The organism is Aestuariimicrobium sp. Y1814 (genome assembly GCF_050113895.1).
Lineage (GTDB): Bacteria > Actinomycetota > Actinomycetes > Propionibacteriales > Propionibacteriaceae > Aestuariimicrobium.
On sequence record NZ_JBNJRW010000001.1, the window covers coordinates 378,545 to 399,529 of the forward strand.

General features: G+C 70.7%; 18 protein-coding genes and 1 pseudogene. 6 read left to right on the top strand and 13 right to left on the bottom strand.

Annotated features, from left to right (window positions below):
* Positions 1 to 142: 142 nt before the first annotated feature.
* On the bottom strand, positions 143 to 337 hold the full coding sequence (locus tag ACQE3C_RS01865) for a DUF3046 domain-containing protein (RefSeq protein ID WP_434537489.1): 195 nt from the start codon (positions 335 to 337) through the stop codon (positions 143 to 145).
* Between the two features lie 91 nt (positions 338 to 428).
* On the opposite strand from ACQE3C_RS01865, the gene ACQE3C_RS01870 reads away from it, so the two are divergent.
* Positions 429 to 4,937 carry a DEAD/DEAH box helicase gene (locus tag ACQE3C_RS01870; protein WP_434537490.1) on the top strand — a complete coding sequence of 1,503 codons (4,509 nt, stop codon included), beginning with the start codon at positions 429 to 431 and terminating at the stop codon, positions 4,935 to 4,937.
* A gap of 186 nt (positions 4,938 to 5,123) precedes the next feature.
* Positions 5,124 to 5,888 carry a DeoR/GlpR family DNA-binding transcription regulator gene (locus tag ACQE3C_RS01875; RefSeq protein WP_434537576.1) on the top strand — a complete coding sequence of 255 codons (765 nt, stop codon included), beginning with the start codon at positions 5,124 to 5,126 and terminating at the stop codon, positions 5,886 to 5,888.
* Positions 5,889 to 5,975: 87 nt separating this feature from the next.
* Here the strand turns inward: ACQE3C_RS01875 and ACQE3C_RS01880 are convergent, their stop codons facing one another.
* The 7 genes from ACQE3C_RS01880 to ACQE3C_RS01910 form a co-directional block, all read right to left on the bottom strand.
* Entirely contained in the window at positions 5,976 to 6,245 is a 270-nt protein-coding gene (locus tag ACQE3C_RS01880) for a helix-turn-helix domain-containing protein (RefSeq protein ID WP_434537491.1), read from the bottom strand.
* Positions 6,246 to 6,326: 81 nt separating this feature from the next.
* On the bottom strand, positions 6,327 to 6,821 hold the full coding sequence (locus ACQE3C_RS01885; protein WP_434537492.1) for a CinA family protein: 495 nt from the start codon (positions 6,819 to 6,821) through the stop codon (positions 6,327 to 6,329).
* On the bottom strand, positions 6,814 to 7,431 hold the full coding sequence (gene pgsA / locus ACQE3C_RS01890; protein ID WP_434537493.1) for a CDP-diacylglycerol--glycerol-3-phosphate 3-phosphatidyltransferase: 618 nt from the start codon (positions 7,429 to 7,431) through the stop codon (positions 6,814 to 6,816). Before pgsA ends, ACQE3C_RS01885 begins: the two co-directional genes overlap by 8 nt.
* Entirely contained in the window at positions 7,428 to 8,852 is a 1,425-nt protein-coding gene (gene rimO, locus ACQE3C_RS01895) for a 30S ribosomal protein S12 methylthiotransferase RimO (protein WP_434537494.1), read from the bottom strand. The genes pgsA and rimO overlap by 4 nt, the downstream gene beginning before the upstream one ends.
* A gap of 19 nt (positions 8,853 to 8,871) precedes the next feature.
* Positions 8,872 to 9,378: a methylated-DNA--[protein]-cysteine S-methyltransferase gene (locus tag ACQE3C_RS01900; protein WP_434537495.1), complete on the bottom strand. Its 507-nt coding sequence runs from the start codon at positions 9,376 to 9,378 to the stop codon at positions 8,872 to 8,874.
* Positions 9,375 to 10,862 carry a DNA-3-methyladenine glycosylase 2 family protein gene (locus ACQE3C_RS01905; protein ID WP_434537496.1) on the bottom strand — a complete coding sequence of 496 codons (1,488 nt, stop codon included), beginning with the start codon at positions 10,860 to 10,862 and terminating at the stop codon, positions 9,375 to 9,377. Before ACQE3C_RS01905 ends, ACQE3C_RS01900 begins: the two co-directional genes overlap by 4 nt.
* Positions 10,863 to 10,920: 58 nt before the next feature.
* Entirely contained in the window at positions 10,921 to 11,151 is a 231-nt protein-coding gene (locus tag ACQE3C_RS01910; protein ID WP_434537497.1) for a hypothetical protein, read from the bottom strand.
* Positions 11,152 to 11,186: 35 nt separating this feature from the next.
* Between ACQE3C_RS01910 and ACQE3C_RS01915 the strand changes: the two genes are divergently transcribed.
* On the top strand, positions 11,187 to 12,230 hold the full coding sequence (locus tag ACQE3C_RS01915; protein WP_434537498.1) for an MsnO8 family LLM class oxidoreductase: 1,044 nt from the start codon (positions 11,187 to 11,189) through the stop codon (positions 12,228 to 12,230).
* An 82-nt stretch (positions 12,231 to 12,312) separates the two neighbouring features.
* Here the strand turns inward: ACQE3C_RS01915 and ACQE3C_RS01920 are convergent, their stop codons facing one another.
* Complete coding sequence (locus ACQE3C_RS01920; protein ID WP_434537499.1) at positions 12,313 to 12,684, bottom strand: ArsR/SmtB family transcription factor; 372 nt, start codon at positions 12,682 to 12,684, stop codon at positions 12,313 to 12,315.
* Between the two features lie 83 nt (positions 12,685 to 12,767).
* Here ACQE3C_RS01920 and arsD point away from each other — a divergent pair, with 83 nt between their 5' ends.
* From arsD to ACQE3C_RS01935, 3 genes and pseudogenes are all read left to right on the top strand, one after another.
* Complete coding sequence (arsD, locus tag ACQE3C_RS01925; RefSeq protein ID WP_434537500.1) at positions 12,768 to 13,202, top strand: arsenite efflux transporter metallochaperone ArsD; 435 nt, start codon at positions 12,768 to 12,770, stop codon at positions 13,200 to 13,202.
* The gene (gene arsA / locus ACQE3C_RS01930) at positions 13,202 to 14,956 is read left to right on the top strand and encodes an arsenical pump-driving ATPase (protein ID WP_434537501.1); all 1,755 of its coding nucleotides are present in this window, start codon (positions 13,202 to 13,204) and stop codon (positions 14,954 to 14,956) included. The genes arsD and arsA overlap by 1 nt, the downstream gene beginning before the upstream one ends.
* 78 nt (positions 14,957 to 15,034) lie before the next feature.
* Positions 15,035 to 15,130, top strand: a pseudogene (locus tag ACQE3C_RS01935) (NADPH-dependent FMN reductase); the annotation flags it as partial.
* A 518-nt stretch (positions 15,131 to 15,648) separates the two neighbouring features.
* Here the strand turns inward: ACQE3C_RS01935 and ACQE3C_RS01940 are convergent.
* From ACQE3C_RS01940 to ACQE3C_RS01955, 4 genes are all read right to left on the bottom strand, one after another.
* The gene (locus ACQE3C_RS01940) at positions 15,649 to 16,137 is read right to left on the bottom strand and encodes a hypothetical protein (protein WP_434537580.1); all 489 of its coding nucleotides are present in this window, start codon (positions 16,135 to 16,137) and stop codon (positions 15,649 to 15,651) included.
* Positions 16,138 to 16,189: 52 nt separating this feature from the next.
* The gene (locus ACQE3C_RS01945) at positions 16,190 to 17,356 is read right to left on the bottom strand and encodes a hypothetical protein (protein ID WP_434537502.1); all 1,167 of its coding nucleotides are present in this window, start codon (positions 17,354 to 17,356) and stop codon (positions 16,190 to 16,192) included.
* Complete coding sequence (locus ACQE3C_RS01950) at positions 17,357 to 19,885, bottom strand: DNA translocase FtsK 4TM domain-containing protein (protein ID WP_434537503.1); 2,529 nt, start codon at positions 19,883 to 19,885, stop codon at positions 17,357 to 17,359.
* A 93-nt stretch (positions 19,886 to 19,978) separates the two neighbouring features.
* The gene (locus ACQE3C_RS01955) at positions 19,979 to 20,959 is read right to left on the bottom strand and encodes a thiamine-phosphate kinase (protein ID WP_434537504.1); all 981 of its coding nucleotides are present in this window, start codon (positions 20,957 to 20,959) and stop codon (positions 19,979 to 19,981) included.
* Positions 20,960 to 20,985: the final 26 nt, after the last annotated feature.

Genomic DNA, 20,985 nt, shown 5'->3' on the forward strand with positions numbered 1-20,985 from the left:
GGCGTGCGGTCCGACACTTCCGGCGACAACTTTCTCGCCTGTGGACAACTTCGCCCCGTCACGATTCTTCGGTGGACAACACACTACCGAACGCCTGTTCGAATGACGAGTGTTGTCCGGGCGTGTCGCTCGAAGGTGTTGTTCAGCGGTCGGTGGCCGGCAGCTCCAGTGCCTGCCAGACCGCGCGCCAGATGGTCTTGTTCGGCAGTCCGGCCGCCAGCGACTCCACCACGGTGCGTCCGCCGAGGGTGTCGAGGCTGTACTGCTCGGCCCAGGTGCGGGCGTAGCCATCACCCAGGTGCTGCGCCAGGCGTTGCCACAACTCTGCTTCCCTCACCCCCCGAGCCTAGCGCGCACGCACCGTCGGGCCGGTGCACCCGGCGGTGTCCGGACGAAACTTGTCACCCCGGGATGTCACCATGGCAGGCATGGGTATTGAGCCGACCACCGCCGACGCATTGGCCGGCTTCAGTGCGCCCACCAAGGCATGGTTCAGTGACTCCTTCGCCGCCCCGACGGCCGCGCAGTCCGCGGCCTGGTCGTCCATCGGGGCCGGCAAGCACACGCTGCTGGTGGCGCCGACCGGTTCCGGCAAGACCCTGGCGGCGTTCCTGTCCAGCCTCGACCGGCTCAGCGCCCGCAGCACCGATGAGGTGGCCGATGCCCGCGAGCACGGCAAGGTCCAGGTGCTCTACGTCTCACCGCTCAAGGCCCTGGCCAGCGATGTCGCCCGCAACCTCACCGCCCCGCTGCGCGGCATCCAGGTGGCCGCCGAACGGCTGGGCTCCCCCAGTCCCGACATCACCGTGGCCATCCGCTCCGGCGATTCGAGCGCTGCCCAACGCCGCCAATTGGCAGCCCACCCACCGGATGTGCTGATCACCACACCCGAGTCGCTCTTCCTGATGCTGTCGAGCCAGTCGAAGGACATGTTCGACGAACTGGGCACCGTCATCGTCGATGAGGTCCACGCGCTGGCGGGCACGAAACGCGGGGTGCACCTGCAGCTGTCGCTGGAACGCCTGGACCAGCTCGGCGGCCGGGGTTTCCAGCGGATCGGGTTGTCGGCCACCGTCGAGCCACCGGCCCAGGTGGCCCGCTTCCTGGCCGGTGATCGCCCCGTCGAGGTCCTGCAACCAGCCCCCGACAAGCAGTGGGACCTCAGCCTCGAGGTGCCCGTCGAGGACATGACCGACCTCGCCCTGCCGCCGGGCAGCTCCGAGGAAGGGGCCGGTGAACCGAACCGGTCGATCTGGCCCTTCATCGAGCAGCGCCTGCTGCAACTGATCGATGCCCACCGCACCACCTTGTGCTTCGTGAACTCACGGCGGGTGGCCGAACGGTTGACCGCCCACCTCAACGAGTTGCACGCGGCCCGGCTGGGTGCCGACCTCGACCAGCACCCGGTGCCACCTGCCGAAGTGATGGCCCAGTCGGGGGCATCGCTCGGGATCGACCAGGAGCAGTGGCCCCAGGTCGCCCGCGCCCACCACGGCTCGGTGTCCAAACAGCGGCGCGCCGAGATCGAGCAGGACCTCAAGTCGGGGAGGCTCGCCTGCGTGGTGGCCACCTCCTCATTGGAGTTGGGCATCGACATGGGCAGCATCGACCTGGTGGTGCAGGTCTCGGCCCCGCCCTCGGTCTCGTCCGGGTTGCAGCGGGTGGGCCGGGCCGGCCACCAGGTCGGGGCGGTGTCCGCCGGGGTGATGCTGCCGACCCACCGCAGTGACCTGCTCGAGGCGACCGTGGTCACCCACGAGATGCTGCTGGGCCGCATCGAGCCGGTGCGCCAGGTCCGCAACCCGCTCGACGTGTTGGCCCAGCACCTGGTCTCGATGACCATTGACCAGTCGGTCCCCACCCAGGACGCCTATGACCTGGTCCGTCGCTGCGACGCCTACGCCCAGCTGTCGCGGCCCGTGTTCGACGGTGTGGTCGACATGCTGGCCGGGCGCTACCCCAGCGAGGAGTTCGCCGAACTACGCCCGCGGCTGGTGCACGACCGGGTCACCGGGACCCTGAGCGCGCGCCCCGGGGCGCGACGCCTCGTCACCACCAGCGGGGGCACGATCCCCGACCGTGGCCTGTACGGCGTGTTCCTGGTCGGTGAACCCGGCACCCCGGGGCGTCGGGTGGGTGAACTCGACGAGGAGATGGTCCACGAATCCCGCGTCGGTGACGTGTTCACCCTGGGCACCACCAGTTGGCGGGTCGAAGAGATCACCCCGCACCAGGTGCTGGTCACCCCGGCCCCGGGCCAGCCCGGCCGGTTGCCGTTCTGGAAAGGCGAGCAGCCCTGGCGCCCGTCGGGGCTGGGTGTGGCGATCGGCCGGTTCGTCGACGCGCTGGCGGCCGGCAGTCCCTCCGCCGACCGGGCGCTGGCCACGCTGGACGAGAACGCGGCCCAGAACCTGCGCACCCACCTGGCCGAGCAGCGCGCGGCGACCGGCGAACTGCCTGGGGCCTCCACGGTGCTGGTGGAACGGTTCCGTGACGAACTGGGCGACTGGCGGGTGGTGGTCCACTGCCCGTGGGGGGCGGCGGTGTTGACGCCGTGGGCGCTGGCCATCGAGGCCCTGGCCCGCCGGGAGTACGGCGGTGAGGTGCGGGCCTGGGCCACCAACGACGGGATCGTCGTCAGTATCCCCGACTCCGACCGGGTTCCCGGGCTGGAACTGCTCGACCTCGACCCGGAGCAGGTGCACGAGGTGGTCACCGACGAGGTCTACGGGTCTGCTCTGTTCGCGGCCCGGTTCCGGGAATGCGCCACCCGCGCGCTGTTGCTGCCCCGCCTCGACCCGGGCCGGCGCACCCCGCTGTGGCGCCAGCGGCAACGCGCGGCTCAGCTGCTCGAGGTGGCCAGCCGCCACGCTGACTTCCCCATCGTGCTGGAGACGCTGCGCGAATGCCTCGACGACGTCTTCGACATGCCTGGCCTGCGCGACCTGCTCGCCGGCATCCAGGCCCGGACGACCCGGCTGGTGCTCGCCGAGACCGAGCGCCCCTCCCCCTTCGCCCGCAACCTGATGTTCGGCTATGTCGGTGAGTTCCTCTACGACAGCGACCAGCCGCTGGCCGAACGCCGGCTGGCGGCCCTGAATGTCGATGCCGGGCTGCTGGCGGAGTTGTTGGGGCGTGAAGGCAGTGAGGTGCTGCTCGACCCGGCCGCCGTGGCCCGGGTGGAGGCGGACCTGCAGCGCACCAGTGAACCGGCCCGGGCCGCCACCGCCGAACAACTGTGGGACATCATCCGCATGCTCGGGCCGCTGGACCCGGACGAGTGCGGTGAGCGGGCCGACCCGCAGGCACCGGTGCAGGACTGGGTCGCCGACCTGGTGGCGCAGCGCCGGCTCGTCCGGGTGCGGGTGGCGGGCCGGTCGATGCTGTGCACCGTCGACGACATCGGGGTGCTGCGTGACGGCCTGGGGGTGCCCGCGCCACCCGGTTTCGGGGAGCAACCCGGGCCCGGCGCCGACGAGGCGCTGGCGCGGCTCGTGCTGCGCCAACTGCTCTGCCGCTGCGGTGTCACCCCGGCGGGGCTGGCGGAGCGCTGGGGGTTGGCCGCTGCAACGGTGCACGAGGTCCTGCAGCGCCTGCGCGAGCAACACCAGCTGGTGCTGTTGGACCAGCACTGGTGGCACCCCGACGTCCTGGCCCGGGTGAAGCGGCGCACGCTGGCCATACTGCGCGCAGAGGTGGAACCGGTCGAACCGGCCCAACTGGCGCGATTCCTGGTGGCCTGGCACGAGCTGGATGCCCCGGCGGCCGGGCCGGATGCCCTGCTGGCTGCGGTGGACTCCCTGGCCGGGTGGCCGGTGCCCGCCTCGATGCTGGAGTCGGTGGTGCTGCCGGCCCGGGTCGAGGGATACCAGCCGCACCTGCTCGACCAGGCCATCGCTTCGGGTGAGGTGGTCTGGTCGGGTCGCGGGGCGATCGGCTCCGGCGACGGCTGGGTGCAGCTGTGGCCCGCGGACCTCGTGCTGCCAGACCCGCCGGAGCAGGCCGTCGCCGGGCTCACCCCCGCTGCGGCCGAGTTGTGGGACCGCCTGGGCGGCGGTGGCGCCTGGACACTGGACGAGTTGGCCGGTGGCCTGGCCGACCCGGAACAGTCCCAGGCCCTGTGGGAGTTGGTGTGGGCTGGGCTGGTGACCAGCGACAGCCTGCAGGCCGTGCGCGACCTGGGCCGCCGACGTGGCGCGGCACCGGCGCTGCGGACCCCGACCAGGGCACGGATGCAGCGCAGGTCGCTGCCCCGGATGGTGCGGATGCCGCGCCTGGCCACTGCTCCCGGTCGGTGGTCGAGGGTGGTGCCCTCCGGCGGCGACCCGGTGCAACGCCGGGCGCAGGAGGCCACGATCGCCCTGCACCGCCACGGGGTGCTGACCCGCGGTGCGGTGGCCGCCGAACCCTTCTGGACGAGCTTCCAACCCGCCTACCAGGTGTTGGTCGGCATGGAGGACCAGGGGCTCGTGCGGCGCGGGCACGTCGTGGCCGGCCTGGGAGCAGCCCAGTTCGCGCTGCCCGGTGCCATCGACCGGCTGCGCGCCTGCGGACCGGCGGACGACCCCGAGTGCCGGATGTTGGCGGCCTGCGACCCGGCGAACCCCTACGGTGCCGCGCTGGCCTGGCCACCGACCGAGGGCCACCGCCCCGCCCGTCGGGCCGGGGCCCTGGTCGTCCTGCGTGACGGGATGCCGGTGCTCTACGTGGAGCGCGGGGCACACTCCCTGCTGGGCTTCCGCGAGGTCGACCGGCAGCACACCGGTGAGGCACTGGCGAAGCTGGCCGCGCTCGTCCGGGACCGGGCCCTCGAGGAGATCACCGTCCACCGCGCCGATGGTGCCGAGGTGCTCGGGCACCCGGGCTGGGCGCCCCTGCTGGAGGCTGCGGGGTTCCGGATGACCCCGCGCGGCTACCGGGTACGATCCGATCCCTGAGCCGGATCGCTCACCCATGGCGTGCACATGTGAACATGTCGATCCCGATTCTCGTGCATGAAACGCTCAGCGATCTATGATCGGGGCGTACTGCTTCGCCCAGATCGGATTTCGCCCAGATCGGATTCAGTGAGGAATCACATGGCCCCGTCACACGAGTCGCCGTCCAAGATCCGTTCCCAGCGCATGGTGCGCCTGCTGCAACTGGTGGCTGAGCGCGGCGACGTGCAACTGCGCGACCTGGCCGGTGAACTGAATGCCTCGGCGGCCACCATTCGGCGCGATGTCGGCACGCTGGCCGAGCAGGGACTGCTGATCCGCACCCATGGTGGGGCCTCCGCGCGCCCCACCGGCGGTGAGTTGCCGGTCAACCTGCGCGGTGGGCGCAACCAGCAGGCCAAGCGGACGATCGCCCGGGCGGCCGTCGAACAGATCCCCCTCGGCCGCCATGCGGTGGCCATGACCGGTGGCACCACCACGACCGAGGTGCTGCGGGCACTGGACCGTCGCGGTGACCTGACGATCGTGACGAACTCGGTCGGGCTGGCCATCGAGGCCGCCGGGCACGGCCAGAACCGGGTGCTGATCGCCGGTGGCATCCTGCGGGCCACCTCACTTGAGCTGGTCGGTTCCCTGGCGGAGTCGACCTTCCGCCAGATCAATGTCGGCACCGCCATCGTCGGCTGCGACGGCATCAGCGTGCAGGGTGGCCTGACCACCCATGACGATGTCGAGGCCAGCACCAACCACTCCATGATCGAGCGAGCCCAGCGGGTCATCTGCGTCGCGGACGGGTCGAAGATCGGGGTGGCCACCCTGGCGCGGCTCGCCGAACTGTCCGAGGTCGACCTGCTCATCACCGATGCCACTGCCGATGCCGCCGAGCTGGGCCGGATCCGCGCTGCGGGTGTTGAGGTGGTCGTCGTGGACGAGGGCACCGACGAATCCTGAGCAGGCCACCTGCCCGGGCCCGCACAGACGAACACGGCCGACCCGAACAGGTCGGGTCGGCCGTGTGCCGTGGTGGTGGGGGTGGGCTCAGGCAGCCCGGGCCATACGGGTCTTCAGCTCCGCAGCAGCCAGCTTGTCGCTGACCGTCAGCAGCACCACCGACAGGGGCACTTCGAGCGCTGCGGTGATGGAGGCCAGCAGTTCGCTGGAGGCCTCCTTCTGGCCACGCTCAACCTCTGACAGATATCCCAGGCTCACACGGGCCGCGGTGCTCACATCGCGCAGGGTACGTCCTTGCGCGAAGCGCAACTCGCGCAGCGTTTCACCGATCAGTTCTCGAACCAGCACAGGCTTCATGTCCGTCCGCCTTCCTGCGTCCCGGACAGTCAACCGGTCGCACAGGTGACAACGCCGACCTTGCGGAATCCATTCCCGCCCTCAGGGCAGACTGTTGGCGACCAGGTCGACCATGGCAGCCACGGTGGCCTCACGGATGGCCCGGCGGTCACCGTCCAGGGACAGTTCCACCGCCCGGGTGGACCCTGCCAGGGCGAGTGCCAGGAACACCGTGCCGACCGGGGCGCCATCGCTGGGGTCGGGGCCGGCAACCCCGGTGCAGGCGACCGCCACCGAGGCACCGAGTCGTCGGCGGGCTCCTTCGGCCATGGCCCGGGCCACCGCCTCATTGACCGCCCCGTGGCGGGCCAGCAGGTCGGCGTCGACACCGAGCAGTTCGTGTTTGAGCCGGCTGGTATAGGCCACCACCCCACCGACATAGCTGCGCGAGGCTCCCGGCACGGAGGTGACCAGGCCGGCGAACCTGCCCCCGGTGACCGATTCTGCGCTGGCCAGGCTGAGCCCCCGCGCGGCCAGGGCCTCGAGCAGCCGGGACGCAGCCGCCGCCGGGCCGGCCTCGTCCGCCGGTTCAGGCACCGGTCGCGCCACCGGCGCGGGCCTCGTTGCGCACCTTGATCGCCTGGCGGACGTAGTCGATGCCGGTGACCACGGTGAGCACGAAGGCAATACCCATCAGCACCCAGGCCACCCACGCGATGATGCTGGGCTGCTGCGGCAGCCAGGTCAGGTACAGGATCAGCGCCAGCGACTGGGTGACAGTTTTCAGCTTGCCGCCCTTGTTGGCGGCCATCACGAAGTTGTACTTGAGCAGGAACTGCCGCAGGATCGTGATACCCCACTCGCGCACCAGGATGATGATGGTCACCCACCACTGCAGTTCACCCAGGATGCTGAGGCCGATGAAGGCCATCCCGGTGAGGGCCTTGTCGGCCATCGAGTCGAACAGCTTGCCGAAGTTGGTGACCAGGTTGTACTTGCGGGCGATCTTGCCGTCGGCCACATCGGTGAGGATGGCCAGCACGAAGACGCCGGTCGTCCAGTAGCGCCAGTCCTGCTCGTGCGGGTGGGCCAGCAGCATCCAGGCGAACACCGGCACCGCGATGATGCGCAGCGCAGTCAGGATGTTGGGCACGTTCCAGGCCGACGCCTGCTTGGGTTGTGCGCCGGTGGCGCCGGGTTCGCTCATGCCACTACCTCCGCCCGCAGGTCGACGCCCTCGGAGTCAATGATGGCAGCGACGACGAAGTCACCGGGGGCGGCATCGCAGTCGGCGATGGTGACGGTGCCGTCGACCTCGGGGCCCTGGAACTCGGCGCGCCCGACAGCCGCACCGTCCTCACGGCCCTCGACCAGCACGGTGGTGACCTCACCGATCCGGTCCTCGGCCCGCTGGGCGCACAGCTCGGCGGCCAGGTCGGACAGCTCGGCGGCGCGTTCCTCGATCAGGTCCTGGTCGAGGTGGCCGTCCATGGTGGCGCCCTCGGTGTGGTCCTCGTCGGAGTAGGCGAACACGCCGACCACGTCGAGGCGGGCACGGTTCAGGAAGTCGGTGAGCACGGCGACGTCCTCGTCGGTCTCACCGGGGAAGCCGGCGATGACGTTGGACCGGATGCCGGCGTGCGGCACCTTGTCGCGGATGGTCTCGACCAGGTTCAGGAACGATTCGGCGTCACCGAAGCGGCGCATCCGGCGCAGCAGGGGGCCCGACGCGTGCTGGAAGCTGAGGTCGAAGTAGGGCACGACCTTCTCGGTGGAGACCATCGCGTCGATCAGGCTCGGACGGATCTCGGCCGGCTGCAGGTAGGAGACGCGGATCCAGTCGAGGCCGTCAACCGCGGACAAGTCACCCAGCAGCTTCTCGAGCAGGCGGATGTCACCGAGGTCCTTGCCGTAGGACGAGGAGTTCTCGCTGACCAGGAACACCTCGTGGACGCCATGGTCGACCAGCCAGCGGGCCTCTTCTACGACCTCCTCGGGGGTGCGCGACAGGTAGGAGCCACGGAAGCGTGGAATGGCGCAGAAGGCGCAGCGACGGTCGCACCCCGAGGCGATCTTGAGCGGGGCGTAGGGGCTGTTGCCAAGGCGCTTGCGCAGGGTCCTCGGGCCGCTGGCCGGGACGACCCCGGCCGGCAGGTCGGCGTGCCCGGGCACGGCGATACCGGCCGCTGCCTCGCGACGCTTGACCGGGGTGATCGGCAGCAGGGTCCGGCGGTCACGCGGGGCATGGGCCTCGACGTGGCCACCGTTGAGGATGGTGGTCAGCCGGTCGGCAATGGTGGCATAGGAGTCGAAGCCGAGCACCGCGTCAGCCTCGGGCATGGACTCGGCCAGTTCCGAGCCGTACCGCTCGGCCATGCAGCCCACGGCCACCACGGCCTTCGTCCGGCCCTGGTCCTTGAGGTCGGCGGCCTGCAGCAGGGTGTCGACCGAGTCCTTCTTGGCCTGTTCCACGAAGCCGCAGGTGTTGACCATGACCGCGTCGGCCTGGTCCGGGTCCTCGACGAGGCGGAACCCGCCCGCCTCGAGCCGGCCGGCGAGTTCTTCGGAATCTACCTCGTTGCGGGCACAGCCCAGGGTGACAAGGTGCACGTTGGTGAGAGTGGACATCGTGCACCATTATGCGCCCTCAGTCGCCGTGGGGCCGCATCGTCGCCTCGAAGGCCAGCAGCGCCTGCTTGGTCTCGACCCCGTAGCGGAACCGGCCCAGCCCACCGTCGCTGCGCACGACGCGGTGGCAGGGGACGAACAGGGCTGCCCGGTTGGTCGCGCAGGCGCTGGCCGCAGCCCGGACCGCGGCCGGGCGTCCTGCGGCCGCCGCGAGTTCGGTGTAGGTGACCCGCTCCCCCGCGGGGACGCGCCGCAGGGCCACCCAGGCGTCGGTGATGAACTCCCCTGCCTGTTGCTGCACCGGCACCCGGTCCAGGGCAGCAGGGTCACCGGCGAAGAAGTCAGCGATCGCCGTGCTGGTCGGCTCGTCGGTGCCGGGGACGACGGTGGCGCTGCTGCGGGCCAGGTCGCGCAGGTAGTCGGGGTCGGTGGTCCAGCCGCTGGCCACCACGGCCCCGGCGTCGGTCGTCAACCAGCCGAAGGGACCCATCGGGGTGTCGGTGGTGGTGAAGGTGAGGGTCGTCATCGGGTCTCCGTACTGGTGGGGGTGGCGGCGAGGCGCCACAGGTGGACGGTCAGGTAGGAACGCCATGGGGCGCAGTCCTCGGTCCGGGTCAGGCCGAGCCGGTCGAGGGTTCGTCGGATGACCAGGTCGGTGTCGAGCAGGATGTCGGGGTCGCCGAGCGCGCGCAGCGCGATGTACCCGCTGGTCCAGGCGCCGATGCCGGGCAGCGATTCCAGTGCCGCCCGTGCCTCTTGCCGGTCGACTCCGGCAGCCAGGCTGACCCGGCCGGTGGCGAGAGCGTCGGCCAGGCCGACCAGGGCCCGACCCCGCGCGCGGGGCATCGGCAGGGTGTCGGTGTCGAGCCCGGCCAGGGTGTCCATGCCGGGGAACACCCGGTTCAGCCGGTACCCCCAGGCGGTGGCGGTGGCGGCCAGGTCGGGTTCGAGGGGGTCACCGTGGTCGGCAACCAGTCGCCCGGTCACGGTCACGGCCCCGGCCAGGGAGACCTGTTGGCCGACCAGGCAGCGCACGGCCAGTTCGTCGGGGTCGGGGGTGCCGGGCAGCCGCACCCCGGGGGCGGCGATGGCCTCCGCCACCGCGGGCGCCTCGGCGCCCAGCGCGGCGCCCAGCGCCTCGTCGACGGCCAGGGGGTCGGCGTCGAGGTCGAACCATGCCCTCACCCGCGCCACCAGCGTGCTGAGGTCACGCCAGTCCGCCAGGGCCACCCTGGCCCGCAGTCCCCCGCCCCGGGGTTCCACGGCGACGATGCCGTGGCCGTAGGGCAGGCGGACGGTCCTGGCGAACCCTCCCGGGCCACCCGATTCCAGGCCGGGGACCGTCCGGGTGGCCATGAAGGCAAGTTGGCCGGCCAGGTCGAAGGGCTGGCGGACCGGCAGCCGCAGGACCAGTCCCCCGGCCTCTGCGACGGCCACGGTGCCGCGCCGGCCCCGCAGGGCGGTGGGGGTCTGCCCGTACACCTCGCGGATCGTGTCGTTGAACTGCCGCACCGAACTGAACCCGGCCTGGAAGGCGATCGACGAGACCGGCAGCCGGGTGGTCTGCAGCAGGAGCCTGGCGGTGTGCGCACGGCGGGTCCGCGCCAGCGCCAGTGGCCCGGCCCCGGCATGGTCCTGCAGCACCCTTTGCACCTGCCGGGTCGAGTAGCCCAGTCGCGCGGCCAGCCCGCCGATGCCCTCGCGGTCGACCACCCCGTCATTGATCATCCGCATGGCCCGGGCAGTGATGTCCTCGTTGAGGTCCCACATGGGTGAGCCGGGGATGGCGTCTGGTTGGCAGCGGCGGCAGGCCCGGAACCCGGCGGCCTGGGCGGCCGCCGCGGTGGGGTACCAGTGACAGTTCTCGCGCCGGGGGGTGCGGGCGGGGCAGCTCAGCCGGCAGTAGATCCCGGTGCTGGAGATGCCGGCGTAGACCCAGCCGTCGAACCTGGGGTCGCGGCTCGACAGGGCGCGATAGCACGCCTCGGGGTCGGGCATCTGCAGGGTCATGGGTCCAGTCTGGCTCATCGGCGGCAGCGGTTCTGGCGGGTTTCGGACGCGGCGGCGGTCAGCCCTGCTCGCCCAGCAGCAGCTGGCGCGGTTGGCCCTCCCAGTCGGTCCAGCTCAGCGTCGGGTATTCCGGCCCTGTCTGGGGCGGCCTCATCCCCATCCACCCGAAGCGACGCACCTGCCGGATCTCGACCTCCTGGGCCCCGACCCCGGTGACCGAGAGTCCCGGCTGCGACCGAGCCCAGACCACGAAGACCAGTGTGCCGTCGGACAGGTGCGCCATCTGCACGCCGCGCAGCCGGGCGCGGCTGCTGGCCCGCCTCCGTGCGCCGCAACCAGACCACGGCCCAGAGCCTGCGGGCCTCCAAGCAGATGGCCGAGGCGGCGGACAGGCTCGGGTTCACCCGCTACTGGGTGGCCGAGCACCACAACACCGACTCGGTGGCCTCCACCAGCCCCGCCATCGAGCTGATGTACCTCGGGCAGGACACCGAGCAGATCCGGCTCGGCTCCGGCGGCGTGATGCTGCCCAACCACGCCCCCCTCGCCGTGGCGGAGCAGTTCGCCCTGCTGACGGCGGTCTACGGCGACCGCATCGACCTGGGCATCGGGCGCGCGCCCGGCACGGACCCGATCACGTCCGCGGCCATCCGTGGGCACCTCGGCGGCGGCCACTTCGTCGACGCCGACGGCCGCCCCATCGACCCGGTGCGCGAGTTCCCCCGCAACGTGCAGGACATCCTCACCTTGCTCAGCCCCCACGGCGCGGAGGTTCGGCTGCCCCGCGGGCAGACCTACCAGCTCCGTGCGGCCCCGGACGTCGAGCACGCTCCCCAGGTGTGGCTGCTGGGATCCAGCGACTACTCGGCCCAGCTCGCCGCCGCGCTGGGCCTGCCGTACGTGTTCGCGCACGACTTCAGTGGCCGCGGCACCCGCCAGGCCCTCGACCTGTACCGCGGCAGCTTCGAGCCGTCCGAGCACGGCGAGGCACCGCGCACGTTCCTGTCGATGAACGTGTGCGTCGCCGAGACCGCGGATGAGGCGTGGGAGCTCGTCGAGCCGCACCTGAACACGATGACGAAGTTCACCACCGGCGGCGGGATGTCGCCTGCGCCGTTCGTCGGCGACGACGTCAAGGCCCTCTTCACCGACGACCTGCGCCGCGCGGCGCAGCCGACCGTCGACACCTGGGCGGTGGGCGACCCGGCTCAGGTCGCCCACCAGCTCCGTGAGGCGGCCGCTGAGTTCGGCGTCGACGAGATCATGGTGCACCCCGTGCAGGGCGCCTATCAGGACGATCCGGCCGACGCATGGCCGGCCAAGGTGCGCGGTTTCGAGCTGCTCGCGGAGCAACTACTCGACGACTGATCGTCATCCCTACCGAATCCGAGGGGGCAGTGTGGATTATCCACACTGCCCCCTCTCTTGGTAGAGATTGGAAAGAGGTGACTCAGCAACAGTCCGCGTCGGCGCTGGCGGGCAGGTCCAGGAAGCCGCGCACCGAGGCGAGGGATTCGGGCCGCACCGTCCAGTGCACCCACCGGCCACGCTTCTCGCGTAACACCAGGCCGGCGTCGTGCAGCTTGTTCATGTGGAATGAGAGCGTCGGCTGGCTGATGCCCAGGGCCTCCGGCAGGTGGCAGGCGCACGCCGTCCCTGCCGCGGATTCCGCGAGGTAACGCAGCAGCCGGACACGGGTGGGATCCGCGAGGGCCTTGAACGTCACCGCCAGCAGTGTGGCCTCGTCGATGGGGAGCAGGGCGGACGTCGCGCCCGCGCAACACGGGTCTGCGTCGTGTTCGTGCACCACGGTGGAAGCCATCCACACAGCTTAGCAAGACATATTGATTTCTTTCTATATGTCGGGCATCATTCATATAGACAACTATCAATATGGAGGCATGCATGACTACCCAGATCCGCGTGTTCGAACCCGCCCTCTGCTGCAACACGGGCGTCTGCGGGCCAGAACTTGACGAGAACCTGGTGCGCTTCACCGCCGATCTCGATTACCTCAAGGCCGAGGGCATCGACATCGCCCGCCACAATCTCGTCAACGACCCGGCGGCATTCGCAGCCAACCCGGTGGTCGTCAACTACCTCCAGGTGGCTGGTTCAGAAGGGCTCCCGCTGGTGCTGGTCGATGACGTGACCGTCGCCACGGGACGCTACCCCTCCCGCGCCGAATTCCTCCGCTTCGCCGGCCGCCCCGAGGGCGCCGATCTCGGGCTGACCGCAAGCAGCGGCTGCTGCGCCGACGACGATGCGGCCCCGGCGGCGGCTGGCTGCTGCGGCGGCGCCAGCGAGCCCTCCCGTGCCACCACCGGGGACTGCTGCTGATGCTGTTCCTCGACGACCTCCCCCGCTTCCTCTTCTTCACGGGCAAGGGCGGGGTGGGCAAGACCTCACTCGCCTGCGCCTCGGCCACCCGCCTCGCTGACGAGGGCAGGCGGGTGCTGCTGGTCTCCACCGATCCTGCCTCCAACGTCGCGCAGGTATTCGGCCAGGGCATCGGCAACCAGATCACCCCCATCAACGCCGTCGACGGGTTGGACGCCATCGAGATCGACCCCCAGCAGGCGGCAGACGCCTACCGCGAGCGCATCATCGGCCCGGTGCGCAACCTCCTCCCGGCCGCCGAGATCGCGTCGATCACCGAGCAACTCTCCGGCTCCTGCACCACGGAGGTCGCGTCCTTCAACGAGTTCACCGATCTGCTCGCCGACGACACCCGCATCGCCGGATACGACCACATCGTGTTCGACACCGCCCCCACCGGCCATACGATCCGCCTGCTCCAACTGCCCGGCGAGTGGACCAGCTTCCTCGATGAGGGCAAGGGCGATGCGTCCTGCCTCGGCCCCATGGCCGGCCTCGACAAGACCCGTGCCACCTACGCGGCCGCGCTCCAGCGCCTCGCCGATCCCACGCAGACACGCCTGGTGCTCGTCACGCGCGCCCAGCCGTCCACGCTGGCCGAGGCCGAGCGCACCTCAGCAGAACTCGCGAAGGTGGGCATCACCGAGCAGCACCTGGTGATCAACGCCCTGCTGAACGACCCGGGTGAGGACGCGCTGGCCCATGCGCTGCACCAGCGCGAGCAGCAGGCGATCACCGAACTCCCACCGCTCCTGCGGACGCTCGATCGCACGGAGATCGGCCTGCGTGCCGTCGCCGTCGTCGGCGTGGAGCAACTGCGCGAGCTGCTGAACCCCACTCCCGAGCCGGTCGATTCCCTGGCTGAACCCACCCACGTCGACGCTGACGGGCTGGGAGCGCTCGTCGAGGAACTCGCCGCCCAGGATCACGGCCTCGTGATGTGCATGGGCAAGGGCGGCGTCGGCAAGTCGACGGTGGCGGCAGCTGTCGCGATGGCCCTGGCCGAGCGCGGCAAGACCGTGCACCTGTCCACCACAGACCCGGCAGCCCACCTCGATGATGTGCTCGCCGGAGCCTCGGACGACAACCTCACCGTCTCGCGAATCGATCCGCGGGCGGCGATCCAGGCCTATCGGGACAAGGTGATGCGCACGAAGGGCGCACGCCTCGACGAGGCCGGCCGGGCACAGCTGCAGGAGGATCTGATGAGCCCGTGCACCGAGGAGGTGGCCGTGTTCGGCGAGTTCTCCCACCTCGTGAGCCAAGCGCGGCGCCAATTCGTCGTCGTCGACACGGCACCCACCGGCCACACGCTGCTGCTGATGGATGCCACCGGTTCCTACCATCGCGACATCATGCGCGGGATGGGCTCAGCCACCCCCGTCACCCCGCTGATGCGATTGCAGGATCCGGAGCTGACGAAGATGGTGATCGTCACACTGCCGGAGGCCACACCGGTGCAGGAGGCCACCGACCTGCAGGAGGAGCTACGCCGCGCCAGCATCGAACCATGGGCGTGGGTGGTGAACCAGTCACTGGCGGCCTCGTCCACGTCATCCCCGCTGCTGAAGGCGCGGGCCTCGGCTGAAGAACCGCACCTCGACACCGTCGGGAAACAGGCCCATCGGACAGCGGTGGTCCCCCTGCTGGCCGCCGAGCCCACCGGCGCGGACGGACTCAGGGCTCTGATCGGCTCACTCCTCCCCTCCGGATAGGAGGCCGAGCAGGCACAACTTCACCTTCCGTTGATGGTTCAACTACTCTGGGTCATCCAGACGAAAGGTTGCACCCACATGAAGATCGGCATCATCCTCGGTTCCATCCGCGAGGGGCGCAAGGGCAAGTCCGTGGCGGACTGGGTCATGGGCATCGCGAACGAACGCACCGACGCCGAGTACGTGCTCATCGACCTGGCGCAGTTCGACCTGCCGCTCCTCAACGACGCGCAGGTGCCCGCCCTGCCCTCGGCGCACGATGAGTTGGCCATCCACGGAGTAGGCCCACACCCTGCCGGCCTCGAAGCCCAGACCACCGGCCCTGGTCTCGGGGAAGGCCACCAGGTCACCCTCGCGGGTGCCGGCGATGACCACCTGCACCTCGACATTGCGTACGCCGGCTGCCACCCCCACCGAGTAGTCACCCACCTGCACCAGCGTCGGCCGGATCGGACGCGACCAGCCGCCGTGGAAGTGCATCCAGTCCGACTCGGGGGTGATGGCCACACTGAGCTGCCCGAACTGCGAGAACGGGTCGTCCAGGGTGACCAACTGCCCCGGCCGCAGGCGCAGGGTGCCCAGCACCAGTCCCCCACGCCGGACGGCCAGGAACGGGGGGTCGACGTCCTCATGGGGGCGCAGCAGGTCGAGGTGTACCGTCACGTCGTCCAGTGGCACCGGGAAGCTGTCGGTCACGGTGAACCCGGCATAGCTCGGGGCCGCGGACTGCAGGTCGGTCGCGGCCTGCTCGTCATCGTCGCTGCTGCCCAGCATCCGCCACAGCGCGGTCCCGAGGGCGGCGATGGACAGGGTTGCGGCGCCGGCCGAGAGCAGCTGGCGCCGGGTTCGGTGGCGCCGGCCCGCTGTGCCACCTCCTGGTCGGACAACGCGACCTGCGGCCAGCCGGTGTCTGCGACGGTGTCGAGTCCTTCGGCCTGCCAGCGGAAGCCCTTGGCCTGCTTCAGCAGCTGGTCACGCAGTTCGGCGCGGGCACCGGCCTCGTCGAGCCGTGCCCAGCGGGCACGCACCGCAGCATAGGCCCGTTCAGCGAGGTCGGCGGCGGTGTCGGTGTCGCCGGTGAGGGCGAAGGCCAGCTGCGTGGTCCGATCCCTCGTGCGCGCGACAAACTCCGCGAAGTCGTCTTCGCCGGGGTCGACGAAGTCAGCATCGTCGCGTGCCATGGCCCCATCCTGCCACGGGCGGCCAAGCCGACCACCCACACCTCAGCAGGGATCAGGAGCCCAGCAGCACGCTGTAGTGCTCGCCCTCATACGTGGTCCATGACATCTCCAGGGCATACGGCTCGCTCTGGGGCGGCACCAGGCCGACGACCACGTTCTGGACGACCATGGTCACCTCCACCTCGTAGCGGGGGCCTTCGGGGATCGCGACGTCCTGGGCGTCCCACACCCCGAACACCAGGCTCCCGTCCCGCAGCCGGAGCTGGTGCATCGGCAGGCTGCCGACCGTCTGGAGGCTTTCCACCTCCTCGATGCCGCTGCGCGCGACCAACGAGTTGGCGGTCAGGTAGGCCCACACCGGCCTGCTCTGGAACCGGGTTCCCCACGCCCGCTCCTGGGGGAAGACGACCAGTTCGCCGTCGGGCGAGCCGCCCACCGCCAGCTCGACATTGTCGTTGACCGGGGCGAGCCCGATGCTGAGCCCGTCGACGGAGACCAAGGTGGCATGGGCGCCGGGGGCGGCCCGTTCGCCGTACACGTTCATCCACTCGACGGGGTCGCTCATGCCGACTGCCAGTCGTCCATGGTCCCGGGAGACCAGGGCCACCAGTTGGCCGCGCTGCAGGGTCAGCGTGCCCAGGACGAGCCCGTTGCTGCGGACCGCGAGCCACTGCCTGCCGCGTTCGTCGCGCAGGTGGTCGAGGTCCAGCGTGCCGTCGGCGAGGGGAACCGACTGGGTGCCCACCACCTCCAGCCCGGGGTAGTCCGGCGGTGGCGGCGAGCCGGGGGCCGACTGGTCGCCCGGCAGTGCGCGCCACACCCCGGCACCCAGCGCGGCCACTGCCAGCCCACCGAGCCCGGCGAACAGCACGGTGCGCCGGGTCCGGCGCTCCCCGGCCCGTTGCGCAGCAGCCTCCCCGGAGACAGGGATCTCGGGCCAGCCGACCTCGGCCACCTGCACGAGTTCCTCGTCCGACCAGGCCGACCCCTTGGCCAGGCTCAGCAGCTGGTCGCGCAGCTCGGCGCCGGCGCCGGCCTCGTCCAGCTCCGACCAGCGGCCCCGGACGCGGGCGTAGGCCCCCTCAGCCAGGTCGGCGGCGGCGTCGACGTCCCCGGTCAGGGCGTAGGCGAGCCGACCGGCCCGGGCCCGGGTGGCGGCGACGAAGTCGGTGAAGTCATCCTCGAGCGGGCTCGCGAAGTTCTCCTCGTCGCGCAACATTCAGCCCAGCTGCAGGTTCGCGATGACCTCGTCCAGGTCGTCGAGCTTGACCAGCACCTCGCGGGGCTTGGAGCCTTCCGAGGGGCCGACGACACCGCGGGTCTCGAGGATGTCCATCAGGCGACCGGCCTTGGCGAAGCCGACCCGCAGCTTGCGCTGCAGCATCGAGGTCGAGCCCAGCTGCAGCTCCACCACCAAGCGGGCGGCGTCGATCACCAGTTCCAGGTCGTCACCGATGTCCTCGGCCGGCTTGGCTGCCCCGCCGGCCGGGGCCACCACGTCTTCGCGGTACTGCGGCTTGACCTGGTCCTTGATCGTGTCGGCGACCTCGCGGATCTCCTTCTCGGTCACCCACGCACCCTGCACACGCACCGGCTTCGAGGCACCCATGGGCAGGAACAGCCCGTCACCCTGGCCGACGAGCTTCTCGGCGCCGGGCTGGTCGAGGATGACGCGGGAGTCGGTCATCGAGCTGGTCGAGAAGGCCAGCCGCGATGGCACGTTGGCCTTGATCAGGCCGGTCACCACATCGGTGGACGGACGCTGGGTGGCGAGCACCAGGTGGATGCCCGCGGCGCGGGCCAACTGGGTAATGCGGACGATGGAGTCCTCCACGTCACGGGGGGCCACCATCATCAGGTCGGCGAGCTCGTCGACGACGACCAGCAGGTAGGGGTAGGGCGCCAGTTCACGCTCGCTGCCCTCGGGCAGCTTGACCTGGCCGGCCCGGACGGCCTTGTTGTAGTCGTCGACGTGGCGGAAACCGAAGTTGGCCAGGTCGTCGTAGCGCATGTCCATCTCGCGCACGACCCACTGCAGCGCGTCGGCGGCCTTCTTGGGGTTGGTGATGATGGGGGTGACCAGGTGCGGGATGCCCTCGTAGTGGGTCAGTTCCACCCGCTTGGGGTCGACCAGGATCATCCGGACCTCGTCGGGGGTGGCGCGCATCATGATCGAGGTGATCAAGGAGTTGATGAAGCTCGACTTGCCCGAGCCGGTGGCACCGGCCACCAGCAGGTGCGGCATCTTGGCCATGTTGGCCACCACGAAACCGCCCTCGACGTTCTTGCCCAGGCCTACGGTCATCGGGTGGTGGTCGTTGACGGCCTTCGGGGAACGCAGCACGTCACCGAGGGAGACCACTTCCTTGTCCTGGTTGGGGATCTCGATGCCGATGGCCGACTTGCCGGGGATCGGCGACAGGATGCGCACGTCGGGCGAGGCGACGGCATAGGCGATGTTCTTGCTGAGCGCGGTGACCTTCTCAACCTTGACGGCGTGGCCGAGTTCGACCTCGTAGCGGGTGACGGTCGGGCCGCGGGTGTAGCCGGTGACGGTGGCGTCGATGCCGAACTGGGTCAGCACCTCGGTCAGTCGTCCCACGACGGCATCGGAGGCGGCGCTGCGGGCCTTGGGCGTGCTGCCGGGCTTGAGCACAGCGGGGTCGGGCAGGACGTACTGCACGTCGCCGGTGAGGGTGTGCTGTTCGACCCGCCCCTGCGGGGCCGGGCTGTGCTGTGGGGCCTGGATCTGGCCGGGTGCCGCACCCGGCGCCGAACCCGGGGCGAGGCCGGCGGTGGTCGGCGCGGCCGCCGGTTCGGGGGCACTGTTGAAGGCATCCAGGTCGAAGACCTCGTCCTCGTCGGGGGTGGCCGACAGCAGGTCGGTGGCCTCCAGGTCGTCCGGGGCGGCATCGAAGTCGGGCTCGTCCGGCTCGAACTCGTCGGGGTCGTCGCGCAGCAGCGGGCTGTCGTAGGCCTCGTCAACCCCGAGGTCGAGCTTCTGCTTGCGGGGCCGGGCGGCGCGGCGTTCGGCGGCCTGGACGCGAGCGGCCTGCAGCCGGTCGCCGATCTCGTGGATCGGCATGCCGATGATGACCACCAACCCGAACAGGGCGAGCAGCACCAGCAGCGGCACCGCCACCCAGGTCGTCAGCAGTTCGGTCAGCATGCTCGAGGAGATGTAGCCCAGTGCCCCACCGGCCGAGCGCAGCGCCGCCTGGTCGGCGGGAGTGGGCAGCCCACGGGCGATGTTGACCAGCCCCAGCACGCCGAACAGGGTGCACGACCAGCCGATGATCTGGCGGCCGGTGGCCCCGTTGCGTTCGGGGTGTCGCATGGTGCGGTAGGCCATCGCCAGGAAGCCGAGCGGCAGCACGTAGCTGAGCGCGCCGAACACGGTGGAGAACCCGATGCCGATCCAGCTTCCCACCGGGTCGGGCAGGCCGTACCAGAACTGGGCGGCCGTCACGATGGCCAGGCCGAGCAGGAACAGTCCCTGCCCGTCGCGGCGCACCTGCGGGTCGATGTCCTCGATGCCCTCACCCAGACCACGGAAGGCATTGCCCACCAGGTGGGCCAGCCCGTTCCACAGCGCGGCCAGGCCACGCAGGATCGGGTTTCCGCCCGACTGGCGCGCAGGTCGCGCGGCCGGCCGACGGGTGGTTGATTTCTTTCCGGACGACCGCGAACCGGAAGAGCGCGTGCTGCTGCTCTTGGCCCGCGGTGGGGAAGACACGCGGGTCGCCATGGTGGGTAGGTTACCGACCGTTGACCGGCGGGGTGCTCTGCCACACCGGTGCCATGCCGGATTCGGGTGGGCAGGCTCAGGCCGGACCCGGGTTCAGCTGAAGTGGTCCCAGCCGCCGGGGCCCTCTGGCTGGGTCCCGTCGACCAGGACGCAGGGGTCGGTGCCACCCGGCAACCGGCGGACCTCACCGATGGTGGTCCACCCCTCGGGGACGAAACCCTCGTCGAAGGTGGCCACCAGGGCCTGGTCCTCGCCGCCGGTGAGCGCGAACTCCAGCGGGTCGATACCGGTGGCCTGGCCGACGACGCGCAGCGGTTCGTCCACCGGCACCAGCGAACTGTTGATGTCGATCACCACCCCGGAGGCCCGGGCGATGTGGCCCAGGTCGGAGCGCAGCCCGTCGGAGACGTCGATCATCGCGGTGGCCCCGGAATCAGCGGCGACCCGGCCCTGGCCGTAGGGCACCTCGGGCATCCGCTGGGCTGCCACGGCGGCCCTCGGGGAGCGGAACCCGCGCTGCAGCGTGGTCAGCCCGGCCGCAGCCCAGCCGAGTCGTCCGGCGAAGGCCACCAGCTGGCCGGGGACCGCACCGGAACGCAGCACCGGCGGCTGGCCGTCGGTCTCCCCGATCACGGTGACGGCGATGGTGACCGACTCGCCGCGGGTGGTGTCGCCGCCCACCAGCACCAGCCCCGCCCGGGTCGCCTCGTCGACCATGCCGGCCAGCAGGTCGGCCACCCACGCCACGGGAGTGGTGGCGGGTGCGGCCAGCCCGACGACCATGGCCACCGGACGAGCGCCCATGGCCTCGATGTCGGAGGCGTTCACCGCCACGGCCTTGTGCCCGATCTCGCGCGCCTCGGCCCAGTCGCGACGGAAGTGGTTGCCCTCGACGAGCATGTCGGTCGAGACCACCGCAGACCCGCTGACCAGGAACACCGCAGCGTCATCACCGGGGCCCACCGAGACCGCCGGTGAGCCGGGCAGGCCGGCGAGGAGTTCTCGCAGCAGCCCGAACTCGCCGACCTCGCCGAGTGTGCGACCGCCCTGGTGACCCGGCGCCGACTGCGTCATGATGCCTCCCTGCTGCTGTGCTGGGG

Excerpts from the sequence above, each read along its gene's own strand:
- ACQE3C_RS01870 (WP_434537490.1), top strand. The coding sequence starts at position 429 with ATGGGTATTGAGCCGACCACCGCCGACGCATTGGCCGGCTTCAGTGCG.
- ACQE3C_RS01875 (WP_434537576.1), top strand. The coding sequence starts at position 5,124 with ATGGTGCGCCTGCTGCAACTGGTGGCTGAGCGCGGCGACGTGCAACTG.
- ACQE3C_RS01880 (WP_434537491.1), bottom strand. The coding sequence starts at position 6,245 with ATGAAGCCTGTGCTGGTTCGAGAACTGATCGGTGAAACGCTGCGCGAG.
- pgsA (WP_434537493.1), bottom strand. The coding sequence starts at position 7,431 with ATGAGCGAACCCGGCGCCACCGGCGCACAACCCAAGCAGGCGTCGGCC.
- rimO (WP_434537494.1), bottom strand. The coding sequence starts at position 8,852 with ATGTCCACTCTCACCAACGTGCACCTTGTCACCCTGGGCTGTGCCCGC.
- ACQE3C_RS01900 (WP_434537495.1), bottom strand. The coding sequence starts at position 9,378 with ATGACGACCCTCACCTTCACCACCACCGACACCCCGATGGGTCCCTTC.
- ACQE3C_RS01905 (WP_434537496.1), bottom strand. The coding sequence starts at position 10,862 with ATGACCCTGCAGATGCCCGACCCCGAGGCGTGCTATCGCGCCCTGTCG.
- ACQE3C_RS01920 (WP_434537499.1), bottom strand. The coding sequence starts at position 12,684 with ATGGCTTCCACCGTGGTGCACGAACACGACGCAGACCCGTGTTGCGCG.
- arsD (WP_434537500.1), top strand. The coding sequence starts at position 12,768 with ATGACTACCCAGATCCGCGTGTTCGAACCCGCCCTCTGCTGCAACACG.
- arsA (WP_434537501.1), top strand. The coding sequence starts at position 13,202 with ATGCTGTTCCTCGACGACCTCCCCCGCTTCCTCTTCTTCACGGGCAAG.
- ACQE3C_RS01940 (WP_434537580.1), bottom strand. The coding sequence starts at position 16,137 with ATGGCACGCGACGATGCTGACTTCGTCGACCCCGGCGAAGACGACTTC.
- ACQE3C_RS01945 (WP_434537502.1), bottom strand. The coding sequence starts at position 17,356 with ATGTTGCGCGACGAGGAGAACTTCGCGAGCCCGCTCGAGGATGACTTC.
- ACQE3C_RS01950 (WP_434537503.1), bottom strand. The coding sequence starts at position 19,885 with ATGGCGACCCGCGTGTCTTCCCCACCGCGGGCCAAGAGCAGCAGCACG.
- ACQE3C_RS01955 (WP_434537504.1), bottom strand. The coding sequence starts at position 20,959 with ATGACGCAGTCGGCGCCGGGTCACCAGGGCGGTCGCACACTCGGCGAG.